A 14,542-nucleotide genomic window follows, 5' to 3' on the forward strand; every position below is an offset into this window, starting at 1 on the left:
TACCCCGCGACGCTCAGCGTTACGACGCCCCGGTTAGAGACGCACGCCGCCCCTCCCCATCGCACGCCAGCACCCCGCTCTGTCACTCGAAGACGCCACGGACGAGCACATGGCCCTCGCGGATAAACTCTTCTGGCAACTGCGCCGCAAGGACTTCGGGCCCGTGGCCGTGTACAAGCTTCGCACTCGCAAGCGGCCGCACACCTGAGCACCCTGCGCGTCTTCGACATCATCGTCTGGCGCGAACACCAACAGAACCCACAACACTAAAACGCGGGGTTTACGGAGAATTCACGCATCCGACACCTCGTTTCTACGCACTCGAAACTCACCCCTCCTTTAATAGATGCGTTCTACCCACGTCCCGCGCACCGACCCCACCGCGCGGGCAATAATTTTTGGAGCGCACCCATGGCCTTGCTTGGCAAGAATCTCTTTAACAACCGTTTTACGTCCTCCCGTTCCTCGCTCACCTGCACCTACAAATGCGGTAACGCCTGCTTCGGGGAATGTGAGAACCCCTCGAGCAACGCCTACTTCGGCGACCAGTTCACTACTCCGTTCTCGCGCCGCTCCGCCCTGCGCGCCGGCGGTCTCACCGTCGTCACCGTGGGCGGCGGCGCGGCCCTGGCGGCCTGCAGCCCGGCAGAGGAGGGGGCATCGGCAGGCTCGGCCTCCACGACGACGGCGAAGGTGGAGCTCACCTCGGCCGAGGGCATGCGCTTCGAGGCCGTCCAACCGAACACTAAGGACGAGGTCGTCATCCCGGCCGGCTACGCGCAGTCTATCCTCATCGCCTGGGGCGACCCGGTCATCGAGGGCGCGCCGGAGTTCGACGTCAACAACCAGACGGCCGAGGCCGCAGAGAAGCAGTTCGGTTTCAATAATGACTTCGCCGGCCTTATCGAGCACCCGGATGACCCGAACCGCATGATCTACATGTGCTCCCACGAGTACACGACCGAGCCGATGATGTTCCCGAACTACGACGCAGACAACCCGACCGAGGAACAAGCCAAGATCGGCTGGGCAGGCCACGGCCACACCATCCTGGAGGTCTCCAAGGTCGAGGGCACCGGCGAGCTCAAGCGCGAGTTCGGCCCGCTCAACCGCCGCATCACGGGCACGACGGAATTTAAGCTCGTGGGTCCCGCCAAGGGCACCGACCTGGTGAAGACCACAGCAGACCCGGCTGGCGAGACCGTCAAGGGCACCTTCAACAACTGCTCCGGTGGTGTGACCCCGTGGAACACCATGCTCTCCGGCGAGGAGAACTTCGACCAGTACTTCGCCGCGGACGAGAACATGAAAGACGAGAAGGCGAAGAAGTCGCTCGAGCGCTTCGGCATCAAGGATCCGGAGACCGACCGCAAGTGGGAGCGCTTCGACGATCGCTTCGATGTCGCCAAGGAGCCCAACGAGCCCAACCGCTTCGGCTGGGTCGTAGAAATCAACCCGCTCGACCCGCAGTCCACCCCGATTAAGCACACTGCGCTGGGCCGCTTCAAGCACGAGGCCGGCAATATCCACATCACGAAAGACGGCACCGTCGTGTGCTACTCGGGCGATGACTCCCGCTTCGAGTACATCTACAAGTTCGTCTCCACCAAGAAATTCGAGGAAGGCAACCTCGAACACAACCTCTCCATCCTCGACCACGGCACCCTCTACGTGGCCAAACTTGAGGGCAACTCCCCGGCAGACGAGATTGACGGCTCCGGCGTCCTGCCCGAGGACGGCGCCTTCGACGGCGAGGGCACCTGGGTCAAGCTGCTCACCTCGGACACGGAGAACAATAAATTCGTCTCCCACGTCGACGGTTTTACCGCCGAAGAGGTTGCGGTGTTTACCCGCGAGGCTGCCGATGCCGTCGGTGCGACCAAGATGGATCGCCCCGAGGACATGGAGGTCCACCCGGACACGGAGAAGGTCTACGTCGCGCTCACCAATAACTCGTACCGCGGCGCGACGGGCGAGAACGCCAAGAAGAACAAGGAAGAGCCCATGGAGTGGGCACCGGTCAAAGAAAACAAGAACGGCCTCGTTATGGAAATCACCGACGACCACGCCGGCGAAACGCTGACGTGGAACCTCTTCCTCGTCTGCGGTGACCCGAAGGAGGCCAACACCTACTTCGGCGGCTTCGACAAGGAGAAGGTCTCCCCCATCTCCTGCCCGGATAACCTGGCCTTCGATAACCACGGCAACCTGTGGATCTCCACCGACGGCAACGCACTCGACACCAACGACGGCCTCTACGCCGTGACCACCGAGGGCGACACCCGCGGCGAGCTCAAGTGCTTCCTCACCGTCCCCGCCGGCGCGGAGACCTGCGGCCCCATCGTCGACGACGACCGCGTCATGGTCAACGTCCAGCACCCCGGCGAAGCTGACGATGCCACCTTCGAGTCCCCCACCTCCCACTGGCCTGACGGCGGCGACTCCACCCCGCGCCCGGCCGTCGTGGTCGTCTGGAAGGAAGACGGCAAGATCGGCACCGACGCCTAAATCGACGCCTCACACCGCTCACACACAACACGAACCGCGCACCCGAATCGCCGGGTGCGCGGTGTACTAAACGTAGCGCCCTGAGTACCCCACGCCGGAGGGCACACAGTTCACGCAACTACAGCGCAGCGACCGGTTCAGACCAACCGAATAAGCACGACGCCCGCGAGCACGAAAGCGAGCCCCACGCCTTGCCGGACCGCCACGTTCGCGCCACGGGCGCGCTCGACAATGACAGACCCGACCATGGAGCCCAACAGCGTGGCGACGACCGTGAGCCCCGTGCCAATCTGCGGCACGAGCGAGGCCGTGGCGAAGACGAAGAGCGCGCCCAACACGCCGCCCAGCCACATCCACCACGGATTACGCTCCCCGTGCGGACGGTCAAGGTGTGGACGCCACCGCAGCACGGCATTGATGAACAGCAACGTTGCGGCGCCAATAGCAAAGGACGCGAACGCCGCGGACAGGGCCGAGCCTGCCAGCTGCCCCAGATGCCCATTGATGGCGGACTGGCTCGAGTTCAGGCAGCCGAAGACGAAGCCCGCTATCTGCCACGGCAGCAGGCCCCAGCCCGCCTCCTGGGCGCGCGGGCGCCCCACGGTGAGCATGACGCCGGCGAGCACGATGAGCGCGCCCAGCAGGCGTAGCCACGTCAGCCGAGCGACCGGCGAGCTAAACAGCCCACAGTGGTCGATGACCAGGCCCATGAGGATCTGCCCTGCGATGGGCAGCACGACGGTCTGCACCGCACCCAGGCGTGGAAAGAGCAGGATATTGCCGGTAAGAAACACCACGCCCAGGAGGCCACCGGCCCAGATCCACGGCGGGGCGCCCCACGCGGCCGAGAGCCCAAAGTGCCCGCGCTGGAACACGAGTACCGCCGCGAACAGCGTTGCCGTGCCCACGGCAAACGAAATCATGGACGACGAGAACGGCGTGCCGGTTGACTCACGCAGGCGCGTATTAATGACGGTCTGGACCGGCACGACCAGCCCCGCCACGACGCCGAGCAGGATCCACAGCACGCGCTAGACCTTAAACGTCACGTTCGTGGGGTGCTCCACCGTGCGCGAGACGGTGCAGTCCTTGTCGTGGCTTACCTGCGCCAAGCGTCCCACCATGGCCTGCGCCTGGCGCCCCTCCGGCGTATCGGGGAAGGTGACGTCGAAGGCGAGACGGACATCGGAAAGCCGGGACGCCCCGGCCTCGTTCACGCGGTCGCCCTCCGCGGTAATACGGAACGTCGAAGGCTCACCCCGGCGCGAGGTCACCACGTCCACGTCGACAGCGGTGCAGCCCGCCACCGCGGCGAGCAAGAGCTCCACCGGGCTGAGCAGTCCCTCGCCCGCACCAAACTCCAGCGAGGCGCCCGCGGGGTTGGTCGCGCGGTAGTGCGTCTGAGCGAGGCGTTCGACCTCGACGCTGTAGGTTTTTACAACATTGGGTTCACTCATGCTCATCGAGCCTAGTGTGTTAGAACGGTTCTATGACCCACATAACTTCTGACTTACTCGCCGAGTTGCGTCACCAGGCAGTAAACGACCCGCAGCTGCGCGCGGCCCGCAATGCCGTCACCCAGGTGGGCGTCGGCCGTGCCGCCCTCGATTATGACAAGCTCATCGCCATCCAGCAGGCCACGCAGATTAAGCTCGACACCCTGCCGGTGACCAACCAGAAGCGCTCCGGGCGCTGCTGGATGTTCGCGGCGCTCAACGTCTTCCGCCACCGTGCGGCCAAGGAATTAAACGTCGAGAACTTCGAGTTCTCTTTTATCTACCTGCAGTACTTTGACAAGCTCGAGCGCGTCAACCTGGTGCTCCACGAGCTCATCGAGCACAAGGACGATGACCTCGACGATCGCGTCGTCGCCCACATCCTAGACGACGCGAATGCGGACGGAGGCTGGTGGAACTTCTTTACCAGCCTCGTCGCCAAGTACGGCGCCGTGCCCGCCGAGGTCATGCCGGAGACCCACGCCGCCGGCGATACCCACGAGATGAACCGCACGCTCGCCACCATCGTGCGCCGCGCCGCCCTCCAGGTTCGCGCGGGCGCGGACGCCCAGCAGGCTGCCGATGCCGCCATCGCGGACGCCCAGCGCGTCCTCGCCGTCTACCTCGGCTTCCCGCCCACCGAGTTCGAGTGGTCGTACCGTGATAAGGACACTGAGTTCCACCGCTTGACCTCGACCCCGCGCGAGTTCGCCGCGAAGTTCCTGCCGGACCTCGACGACTACGTCATGCTCGGCGCTGACCCGCGTGACAACGCGCAGACCAACCAGCTCTACGTCTCCACTCCTAGCCGCAACGTCCTCGAGGACGAGGGCTACACGTACCTCAATATCGACGTCACGGAGCTGCGTGCCGCCGCCCGCCGCAGCCTCGAGGCAGACGAGCCTGTCTGGTTCGCGTGCGACGTCAACCGCAACTTCTCGTTCAACGACGGCGTCTGGGACGAGGGCCTTCTCGCTATCGATCTGCTCTACGGCATCGACACCTCCACGACGAAGGCCGAACGCCTCGCCTCCGGCGACTCGACGCCCACGCACGGCATGGTGCTCACCGGCTTCGATGAGGACGCAGAGGGCCGCGGCCGCTGGCGCGTGGAGAACTCCTGGGGCACGAAGGTTCACGGACCGCACCGCTCCATCGATAACAAGGAGATCCCCGGCAAGGGCTACGGCACCGCCACGGATGCCTGGGTGGACAATAACGTCTTCGGCGCCATCGTGCGCAAGAAATACCTCACGGAGGCTCAACTCAAGGGCCTTAAGACCCAACCCATCGAACTGCCCATCGACGACCGGATGATCTAGGAGACCACCCTCATGAACAACGCACAACTAGATCCTCAGTCCATCGCCGCTCGCAACGAAGAACTGGCCCAGGACCCGACGCTCACGCTGCTGCGCAACGCTGCCGCTGGCACGTCGCTCGACCAGGTTCTCCTCGACCACACGCTCGCCACCGAGCTCACTCCAGCCGTGGAGACCAAGGTGGACGCGTGGTCCGCCGCCAACCAGAAGCAATCGGGCCGCTGCTGGATCTTCGCTGGCCTGAACTCCTTGCGCGGCCCTGTCATGGATACCGCCAAGATCAAAGACTTCGAGTTCTCCCAGACCTACATCCACTTCTACGACAAGTTGGAGAAGGCCAACTATTTCCTCACGGCCATGGAGGAGCTCGCAGACCGCGACATCAATGACCGCACCATCAAGCAGCTTCTCGACTCCCCCATCGATGACGGTGGCCAGTGGTCCATGTTCATTGCCATCGTCGAGAAGTACGGCGTCGTGCCGCAGTACGCCATGCCGGAGACCGCCTCCTCCAACCAGACGCGCCTGATGAACCGCAACCTCGAGACCGTCCTCCACCGCGCCGCGATGCGCCTGCGTGCGGCCGCCGAGACAGAGCGCGCCGGCATCCATGAGCAGGCGCTGCGCGACTGCTACCGCATCCTCGTCACCAACCTCGGTGTCCCGCCGGAGAACTTCGAGTGGGCTTATCGCGACAAGGACAATGAGTTCCACCGCGAGGGCACGTTTACCCCGCAGGAGTTCGCCGCACGCATGCTGCCTGCGGATCTCTCCGAGTACGTCTGCGTGGTCAACGACCCGCGCAACGCCTACGGCGAGCTCTACACCGTGGACCACCTGGGCAACGTCGTGGGCAAAGACGTCACGTACTTAAACGCCCCGAGCGATGTCCTCCGCCAGGCCGCATTCGACTCGCTGCAGGACGGCGCCGCTGTGTGGTTCGGCTGCGATACTGACCAGCAATCCAACGGCGACGCCGGTATCTGGGCTGCGAAGCTCTACGACTATGAGTCGGCCTTCGGCATCAAGCTCGACATCGACAAGGCTGACCGCCTGCGCACGCACGAGTCGCTCATGACCCACGCCATGGTGCTCACCGGCGTCGACGCCCCGAACGGCCAGCCCACCCGCTGGCGCGTGGAGAACTCCTGGGGCACGGACAAGGCCGACAAGGGCTTCTGGACCATGCGCGATGACTGGTTCGACGAGTACGTCTTTGAGATTGCCGTCCACCCGTCACGTCTGCCGGAGGAGTACCAGAAGGCGCTCTCCAGCGAGCACGTGAATACATTGCCTGCCTGGGATCCCATGGGTGCGCTAGCATAAAATTTATGATTCGCCCCGCTCGTCCCGAGGACATTCCCGAAATCCACGAGCTCATCTGTGAGCTCGCCGACTACGAGATGGAACCAGGCGCCGTGCGCGCCACGCCCACTGACTTGGAGCGCGCCCTCTTCGGCGACAATCCGCAGGTCTTCTGCCACGTGGCGGAGACCCCTCGGGGCCGGCATCAGCACGGCGCACGCCGCGGCGAGCACGACAGTTCCTCCACTGGCACCTCGCTCGACGGCTTCGCCCTGTGGTTCATCAGCTACTCCACGTGGGAAGGCGTCCACGGCATCCATCTCGAGGATGTCTTCGTCCGGGAGAACCGCCGTGGCCGCGGCATCGGCGGCGATCTGCTCCGCGCACTTGCCCGCGTCGCACACGAGCGGGGCTACGCCCGCATCGAGTGGTCCGTGCTCAAGTGGAACAAGCCGGCCATCGGCTTCTACGAGCACATCGGCGCCGAAGTCCAGGACGACTGGGACACGTACCGCCTCACTGGCCACGAGCTCACGGCCTTCGCGCGCTCGACCGACGCGGCGTTCTAGTCGCACACTGCACAGCGCCGTCGCCTCGACGCAGCGTTGCCACGCAGCACCGACGGAAAAGGCCATCATCCCTCGCCCTAGCTTTCGCCAGGACGGGGGATGATGTCTGTATTCGATTATGGCTTGAGGGGGCGGACGCTATCCCGCCCAGGGTGCGGGGACCTTACTTGGTGGTGCCGCGGTTCGGGTCGTGCTCGGTGACACCCTCGGTCTCGATGCGCTCCTTCTGAAGCTCTTCAGAGACGCGCTCGGTGCCACGGACCTGCTCCTTGTTGAGCTCGACCTTCTCCACGGGGACGGTCTCCTTGTTCACGGTGACGCGCTCCTCGTGCAGAGTGACAGAAGCGTCGCCCTCGGAAATCTCGCTGTTGCCCAGGCGTGCAGCCTCTTCCTCTGAAATCGGAGTGCGCTCAACGCGAACCTCTTCGCGGGTAACCGGAACCTCAACGGTCTCAGTCTCGTTCACAACGTACTTGCGCAGGCGAGCCTTGCCCGTCTTCACGTTTTCCTTCTCGACGTTGAGCTGCTCCTCGGAGCGAACCAGCGCGTCCTTGTCGGTAGCGTCAGCAGCGGCGGGGTTGCGGTCCGTAGCCTCACCAGCGACGCGGTCCTTGTGATCCGGAGCATCAACATCGGCGTGGTGACGGCCAGTCGTGGCGCCAACACCAGCACCGGCGGCACCTACGCCAGCACCTGCTGCATAGTGCTCCTCGTTACCAGCGCGGCCGCCCTGGGCGGTGCGGTTGTCATTCGTGGTGTAACGAACCTCGTCCTTGGCGTCGGTGATGCCGTAGTGGCGGTAAATCTCGTTCTGTTCCTCAACGGACAGGCCAGCATCGGAATCAATCCCCGGTGCGCCCTTGATGCGGTCCTTAGGGAATGCCAGGACGAGCTCGTCGGCGTTGGAGCCGTTGAAGCGGTGACCGCGGAGCGGAACCAGGGAGGAGTTCATGCCGAACAGACCGTGGTTAACCTCAACGAAAGTCGGCTGACCAGAAGCATCATCAACGAAGATTTCCTTAACGTCGCCGAGCTTCTCGCCCTGGGAATCAAAAGCAGTAGCGTTAAATAGGGCCTGGATGTCGCGGGTGTTGTTCTGGGTAGTCATTGTTAAAGACTCACTCTTTCGTGTTTAGCGATTAATTGGACATTAAATTTTTAATCTCACCACCAAGCTCCAAAACCCCTGCTGTGCGCCAGCCGGTCTCTCGCTCGGTGTGGCACCCACCGTACGGGCATCACGAGATTTCGCCACCGCAAAAGCCCAGAAAGATGACCGATTTAAAGAATTTCCTTACAAATCCCCTGCTTATCGCACAAACAACGAAACTATAACGTTCAACAAAGTAGGGCCATGTAGACCTTTAATCCGATCAATGCGAGGGTCTCCGATGTCGCTTCGCCCTTCTCTATCAACAATCGCAAGTTACCCGCCGCCCCGTCCCCAAACGCTCACCATCGTGACATCACTGTCGCGCGCACCCACAGCGCGACAAGGCCGCATCTCCTCACAGGAATTCCCCACGGGCGGCAAGAAAACGGGAACGACCCCCAGCCGACAGAAATCGGTGGGGGTCGTGGCATTTAAGCCACAAGTAAGTCCGAAAGGAAATTACTTGAGCTCGACGGAAGCGCCAGCCTCTTCGAGCTTAGCCTTAGCGGCCTCAGCGTCATCCTTGGAAGCACCCTCGATGATAGCCTTCGGAGCGGACTCAACGAGCTCCTTGGCTTCCTTCAGGCCCAGGCCGGAGACGAGCTCGCGGACAACCTTGATGACGCCGATCTTCTTTGCGCCAGCGTCGGTCAGAACGACGTCGAACTCGGTCTTCTCTTCCTCAGCAGCGCCGCCGGCAGCCGGGGCACCTGCAGCTGCAACTGCAACCGGAGCAGCAGCCTCAACGTCGAAGACCTCTTCGAATTCCTTGACGAACTCGGAGAGCTCGATGAGGGTCATTTCCTTGAAAGCTTCAATGAGCTCGTCCTTGGTGAGCTTAGCCATGATGGCCATCCTTTCTATGCGGAACGCCGCGCGTTCCAAAGTGTGTGTGTTTTAATTGTGTGCGCGAGTATTCGCGACTTTAAGCCTCGGCGGCCTTCTTGTCCTGCAGGGCCGCAGCGGTGCGGACCATCTTGGTTGCAGGAGCGTTGAAGACTGCAGCAGCCTTTGCCATAGAACCCTTCATGGCGCCAGCCAGCTTTGCGAGAGTGGTCTCGCGGTTGTCCAGCTCGGCGATGGCGTTGACCTGGTCGGCAGACAGTGCGTTGCCGTCCATGTAGCCACCCTTGACGACGAATGCCTTGTTATCATCAGCGAACTTCTTGATAACCTTGGCGGCATCCACTGCCTCGCCCTTAATGAACGCAATAGCGGTCGGGCCGGTCAGCAGCTCGTCAAGACCTTCGATGCCAGCTTCAGCGGCAGCGATCTTGAAGAGGGTGTTCTTGGCGACGGAGTACTCAACGTCAAAGCCAAGGTTGTTACGCAGCTCCTGGAGCTGAGCAACGGTCAGACCACGGTACTCGGTGAGCACGACGGAGTTTGCACCCTCGAGCTTCTCCTTCAGAGTAGCCAGGTCAGCGGTATTCTTCGGGTTTGCCATTTTGTTCTCTCGCCTCCTTTCGAAACATCTCTTAATATTTTCCGCCGGAGCCTTTTGCGCAAACAAAAAGCCCCGTGCAAGAGCACGAGGCGCACGGCTTTAAGGCCATGTATATCGCAAGTGTCTCCTGCGTGGGCCGTCCCTCAGAGTGGGAACCTTCGGCCTATTTCTAGGCGACCAACGGTCTTCGGTGAAACTTGAGCTCGACCAATCGGTCGTTCAAACTTCTGGGACTACACTACACCCGCTGCTCAAAACAACAAAATCCCGTGCCGTTGAGCTTGCCGATGCCGCCTTTACTCCACCGTCGCTCCCTCCCTGCGCTGGCCTTGTTGGATATCAGTGCCCCTACACAACCTCATATCAAAAAGCCTCCCTGTCCCGTATTTCATGTTGACTCCTCGGCGCCGCAGGCATTTTATTCTTTCTTCGCGCAAGAACAGGCAGACAATTTCTGCACGCTGAGACGATAACCAGTACCGTTGCAGTATGACCTTTTCTCGCGTCTGTTCGTCAGCGCAACCGCCCATTGGCAGCACTCCCCTCATGCGGCTCGACCGCATCAATCCCCGCGACGATATTCGTGTCTTCGCGAAGCTCGAGCAATTCAACCTCGGCAGCTCAGCCAAAGACCGCACCGCCCAGGCCCTCATCGAGGCGGCGCTCAACGCCGGCGATATTCGCGCAGGATCCACGCTCATCGAGTCCTCCTCCGGCAATCTCGGAATGGCCCTGGCGCGCCAGGCGCATCTGGCTGGCATGCACTTCGTCTGCGTCGTCGATCCACGCGTCAACCGCTCCACGGTGGCAACAATGGAAGCCTACGGAGCTCGCGTGGATATGCTCGAGCACCCTGATCCTGACAACGGCGATTGGCTCACCGCACGCCGGTCGCGCGTGCAGGAACTCCTGCAGGACATTCCGGATTCGTTCAACCTCAATCAGTACGCCAATCAGGCTGCGTTCCACGCACATTCCGAGGGCACCATGGCCGAGATCATCGAGCAGCTCGGTGCCCCGCCCAGCCACCTCCTGGTCGCCATGAGCACGACTGGCACGCTCGGCGGCTGCGTGCGCAAACTCACCGAGCTCGGTGCGGACACAGAAACCATCGGCGTCGACGCGGAAGGATCAGTCCTCTACGGCGGCGCGCGCGGTGCCCGCCTCCTTCCCGGCTACGGCGCTGGTGTAGTCACGGAACTGTCCCAAAGTTTTGAGCCTTCTCTCGTCGCGCGTGTTCCTGACCTCGAGGCGATCATCGGCGCACGTCGTTTGGCACGCTCCGAAGGCATCCTTGCCGGCGCCTCGAGCGGAGCCGTCGTGGCCGCTTTCCTCGAGCGTGCTGCAGAGCTGCCCTCCGGTTCCACGGTGGCGATGGTGCTCCATGACGGTGGCCAGCCTTACCTCGACACCATCTACAACGATGCCTGGGTCACCGAACACTTCGGCAGCTCTGCGGACGACCTCGCGCGCAGAGTAGACGGCCGGGTAGACGACTGGGGATCCGAATGACTCCGCCGCTCAAGATCGCCATCATTGGCGGCGGACCGCGTGGCCTCTGGGCCGTAGAGGAACTCAGCGAGCGCACCGCGGTGCCCCTCGACGTCACTGTCTTTGATCCCTATCCCGCAGGAGCCGGTGCCGTCTATCGCCCGGACCAACCACGGTGTTGGCGGCTCAACGTCACCTCCGCCATCGTCACCACTCAGCGTGACACGTTGGACGCCTGGCGCGCTCGCCACGGCGACGTGGAGCTCGATCCGTTCCCGCCGCGCGCCGTGGTCGGCGAGTACCTCATCGATTGTTGGAACGACGCCGTGCGACGCTTTCCTCGGGACAGCTCCGTGCGCCATATCGCTCGCCGCGTGACCTCAGTACACCACACGGACGCCGGATTCGAGGTCGACGGCGAGGCTTTCGATCATGTTCTTCAGTGCACCGGCCACGCGCATGACCATCCCGGTGCGCTCACGCACCAGCGAAGCCGGGTTCCCGTCACGGGGCTCTATTGGGGCGCCACGGTTCCGTCGCAGCCGCGCGTGATCGGCGTCCGCGGTGCGGCCCTCACCTTCATCGATGTCTGCCTACGCTACGGAGACACTGCGGAGACGATTTATCCGGTAAGCCGCAGCGGCCGCTTCATGGAGGTCAAGCCAGACCCTGCGCGTCCTGCGCCGACGTTTTCTCCCGCCCTCCATGCCCAGGCCCGCACGGCACGGGACGCGAATGCGGCGCGGGAAGTTCTCATCGATGCGGCGCGGACACTGGGCGAATTTTCGATCGAATCACTCGCCAAGGTGCTCGATGGCGCGGATTTCACTGGGGATGCCGTGGCTGAGCTTCGGACTTCCCTGGCCGTGGCGCGTGGCGAGCATGCACTGACTCCGGCTGCTGCCGTCGGCGCCGCGTTTCGGGGCTTGTTTCAAGAATTCATCGATACACATGCGCAAACCGGTCCGATTCCTGGCTTCGCCGAACTTGCACGGACTCTCGAGCGCGTAGCGTTCGGACCGCCACCGGTGACGGCGGACGCGGTGCTTTCCCTCATCGACTCTGGGATTATCGACACCACCTACCTGGGCCGTCCTGACGTCATCGAGGCGTGGCTTAAGGGACATGGCCCGCACATCGACGTACTCATCGATGCCACCATTGCGCCGCAGGGCCAACCCGCGGCGTTCCAGGACGTGCCCGGAGTCATCACCATTGGACGCATGCACGAGCGCGAGCTTCCGGGTCATGACTCGCTCAATCGCACCGTGCATTCAGATATCCCGCAGTGGGCGGAGAAAGTAGGACATCCATGACATCCTTATCGTCGCAGAACCCAGGTCAGTTCGCGGAGTCGCCGCGTCCGCTCGCCGTCCACGGAACGGTGCCGCTCGCGCCCCGTCTCGAGCCATGGATGCAGGAGCTTATCGCAGATCCGCACGTCGTCCGGTCACTCATCGAGGAGCACGGCTCGCCCGTCAACGTTCTTGATCCCCGGCCTTTGGCGCGAAATGCTGCCGAACTCGTCGCCGCGGGAACAGCACTCGGCGTCGACACTCGCGTCTTCTTTGCGCGCAAGGCCAACAAGGCGCTCGCCTTCGTCGACGCGGCGCGGGCTGCTGGCCACGGCGTCGACGTCGCGAGCCTCAACGAACTGCGCCAGGTCCTCGCCGTTGGCGTCCCGCCGAAAGATGTCATTCTCAGCGCGGCCATCAAGGATGAGCGGCTGTTGCGCACGGCGGTGAAAGCCGGCGTGGTGATCTCCTGCGATAGCCGCGACGAGCTGGCACGTATCGCCGCTCTCGGGAGCCCAGCGCGCATCGCGCCCCGCTTGGCACCGGATCCCGCCGTATTGCCGCCAACGCGCTTCGGCGAACGGCTGGATGTCTGGCGCAGCATCGACTGGCCTGACACCGTCGAGGCAGTCGGAGTCCATGTCCATCTCCACGGGTACGCCGAATCCGACCGCCGTCTCGCTCTCGCCGAGGCCATTGCGCTCGTCGAGGGACTGCGCGCAACCGGTCATCCCGCGAGCTTCATCGACATCGGCGGAGGCGTTCCCATGAGCTATCTCCTCCGCGAGACACAATGGGAGCAGTACCACGACCGCATCGAACGCCAGCGCGCGGGAACGGGCGAACCCTTTACGTGGAAGAATGATCCGCTCACCAACACGTATCCGTTCTGGCAAACGCCCACGCGCGGCGAGTGGCTCACCCAGTTGCTCAAGGGTGAGGTGTCCGGCTACGGCACCGCTGCGACTGCGCTGCGCGAGCACTCCATTGCGCTTCACCTCGAGCCAGGACGCAGCCTGCTCGATGGGTGCGGAATGATTCTCGCAGAGGTGTCCTTCCTCAAAGAGCGCTCGGATGGGCTACCCCTCATCGGCCTCGCGATGAACCGCACGCAATGCCGCACGGCCGCCGATGACCTCCTGCTCGATCCCTTCCTCGTCCCCACAGCCGGGGAGGTCGAGCGCGCGCCCCGCACCGGCTTCCTGGTGGGCGCCTACTGCATCGAAGACGAAGTCATTCTGCGACGTGCCCTGGATTTTCCAGACGGCATCGCCGTCGGAGATACCCTCGCCATTCCCAACACCGCGGGCTACTTCATGCACATCCTCGAGTCTGCCTCGCACCAAATCCCCTTGGCGCGCAACGTCGTGCGCACGGAGACCGGGGCGTGGGAGCTCGACGCCATCGACCGCGAGTGAATTCGCGTGTGAGCTAGAGCCCCATCCCCGCGAGATAGCGCCGGGTGATGAGGCTCTGAGCGGCTGCCGCGAGGCGCGGAGCGAGCCGTGCGAACCATCGGTCTGGTTGTGAGAATGCCACGCACCGACCAACGACCGTTCCGTCGTCCTGCAGCTCGATGAGAAAGGCCTCCTCGCCGCGCTCCACGTGTCCGGGCAGCGTCCCGTAGACCAACGCGGTGCGCTGCGGCGTGCGCTCGACATGCAGGATTCTGCAGGGCGAGAGCGTCGGTCCCACGCGCAACCACACCACGTCTGGTTCTGCTTCATCGCGCCGTACACGAACGCCAGCATGACGGTGTGCGCGAAACTCCAGCAGCGCGGCACTCGCGCGTTGGAAGCACTCCTCCTCTGTTCCCAGGACGCGCGCTTCGTCGACAATCCGCCACGCGCTATCGAGCCCGAGTTCCGAGGGACTCGTGCCAGCGGCGAGAGCAAGGCTCGCCAAGCGTAGCTCGGCCGGATACGACCCCGTCATAGCAGTCATAACCGTTAGTCT

At 63.2% G+C, this 14,542-nt stretch carries 13 protein-coding genes; 7 read left to right on the forward strand and 6 right to left on the reverse strand.

Annotated elements, in window-relative coordinates; genetic code table 11:
- Positions 1-411: 411 nt before the first annotated feature.
- On the forward strand, positions 412-2,508 hold the full coding sequence (locus ABJ196_RS00280) for a PhoX family phosphatase (protein WP_347304718.1): 2,097 nt from the start codon (positions 412-414) through the stop codon (positions 2,506-2,508).
- Positions 2,509-2,645: 137 nt separating this feature from the next.
- Here ABJ196_RS00280 and ABJ196_RS00285 read toward each other — a convergent pair whose 3' ends face one another.
- Complete coding sequence (locus ABJ196_RS00285; RefSeq protein WP_347304719.1) at positions 2,646-3,536, reverse strand: DMT family transporter; 891 nt, start codon at positions 3,534-3,536, stop codon at positions 2,646-2,648.
- A gap of 3 nt (positions 3,537-3,539) precedes the next feature.
- Positions 3,540-3,965 carry an OsmC family protein gene (locus ABJ196_RS00290; protein ID WP_347304720.1) on the reverse strand — a complete coding sequence of 142 codons (426 nt, stop codon included), beginning with the start codon at positions 3,963-3,965 and terminating at the stop codon, positions 3,540-3,542.
- A gap of 32 nt (positions 3,966-3,997) precedes the next feature.
- On the opposite strand from ABJ196_RS00290, the gene ABJ196_RS00295 reads away from it, so the two are divergent.
- The 3 genes from ABJ196_RS00295 to ABJ196_RS00305 are packed head-to-tail and all read left to right on the forward strand — an operon-like array spanning position 3,998 to position 7,200.
- On the forward strand, positions 3,998-5,326 hold the full coding sequence (locus tag ABJ196_RS00295; RefSeq protein WP_347304721.1) for a C1 family peptidase: 1,329 nt from the start codon (positions 3,998-4,000) through the stop codon (positions 5,324-5,326).
- Positions 5,327-5,338: 12 nt separating this feature from the next.
- On the forward strand, positions 5,339-6,652 hold the full coding sequence (locus ABJ196_RS00300; protein ID WP_347304722.1) for a C1 family peptidase: 1,314 nt from the start codon (positions 5,339-5,341) through the stop codon (positions 6,650-6,652).
- A gap of 5 nt (positions 6,653-6,657) precedes the next feature.
- Entirely contained in the window at positions 6,658-7,200 is a 543-nt protein-coding gene (locus tag ABJ196_RS00305) for a GNAT family N-acetyltransferase (protein ID WP_347304723.1), read from the forward strand.
- Positions 7,201-7,363: 163 nt separating this feature from the next.
- Here ABJ196_RS00305 and ABJ196_RS00310 read toward each other — a convergent pair whose 3' ends face one another.
- From ABJ196_RS00310 to rplJ, 3 genes are all read right to left on the reverse strand, one after another.
- A complete protein-coding gene (locus ABJ196_RS00310) occupies positions 7,364-8,308 on the reverse strand; it encodes a PRC and DUF2382 domain-containing protein (RefSeq protein WP_347304724.1) in 945 nt (314 codons plus the stop codon).
- 504 nt (positions 8,309-8,812) lie between these two features.
- Entirely contained in the window at positions 8,813-9,199 is a 387-nt protein-coding gene (gene rplL, locus ABJ196_RS00315; protein WP_303936975.1) for a 50S ribosomal protein L7/L12, read from the reverse strand.
- Between the two features lie 79 nt (positions 9,200-9,278).
- Positions 9,279-9,800 carry a 50S ribosomal protein L10 gene (rplJ, locus tag ABJ196_RS00320; RefSeq protein WP_066509750.1) on the reverse strand — a complete coding sequence of 174 codons (522 nt, stop codon included), beginning with the start codon at positions 9,798-9,800 and terminating at the stop codon, positions 9,279-9,281.
- Positions 9,801-10,289: 489 nt separating this feature from the next.
- On the opposite strand from rplJ, the gene ABJ196_RS00325 reads away from it, so the two are divergent.
- Genes ABJ196_RS00325 through ABJ196_RS00335 form a run of 3 tightly spaced genes read left to right on the forward strand, consistent with a single transcriptional unit; the run spans position 10,290 to position 14,004 of the window.
- Complete coding sequence (locus tag ABJ196_RS00325) at positions 10,290-11,312, forward strand: pyridoxal-phosphate dependent enzyme (RefSeq protein WP_347304725.1); 1,023 nt, start codon at positions 10,290-10,292, stop codon at positions 11,310-11,312.
- Positions 11,309-12,607 carry an FAD/NAD(P)-binding protein gene (locus ABJ196_RS00330; protein WP_347304726.1) on the forward strand — a complete coding sequence of 433 codons (1,299 nt, stop codon included), beginning with the start codon at positions 11,309-11,311 and terminating at the stop codon, positions 12,605-12,607. The genes ABJ196_RS00325 and ABJ196_RS00330 overlap by 4 nt, the downstream gene beginning before the upstream one ends.
- Positions 12,604-14,004: a Y4yA family PLP-dependent enzyme gene (locus ABJ196_RS00335; RefSeq protein ID WP_347304727.1), complete on the forward strand. Its 1,401-nt coding sequence runs from the start codon at positions 12,604-12,606 to the stop codon at positions 14,002-14,004. The genes ABJ196_RS00330 and ABJ196_RS00335 overlap by 4 nt, the downstream gene beginning before the upstream one ends.
- Positions 14,005-14,017: 13 nt before the next feature.
- Here ABJ196_RS00335 and ABJ196_RS00340 read toward each other — a convergent pair whose 3' ends face one another.
- Positions 14,018-14,530: a DUF1990 domain-containing protein gene (locus ABJ196_RS00340; protein WP_347304728.1), complete on the reverse strand. Its 513-nt coding sequence runs from the start codon at positions 14,528-14,530 to the stop codon at positions 14,018-14,020.
- Between the last annotated feature and the right edge of the window lie 12 nt (positions 14,531-14,542).

The sequence above is a fragment of the Corynebacterium sp. SA-MJD20WY100 genome (genome assembly GCF_039822565.1).
GTDB classification, from domain to species: Bacteria; Actinomycetota; Actinomycetes; order Mycobacteriales; family Mycobacteriaceae; genus Corynebacterium; species Corynebacterium phoceense_A.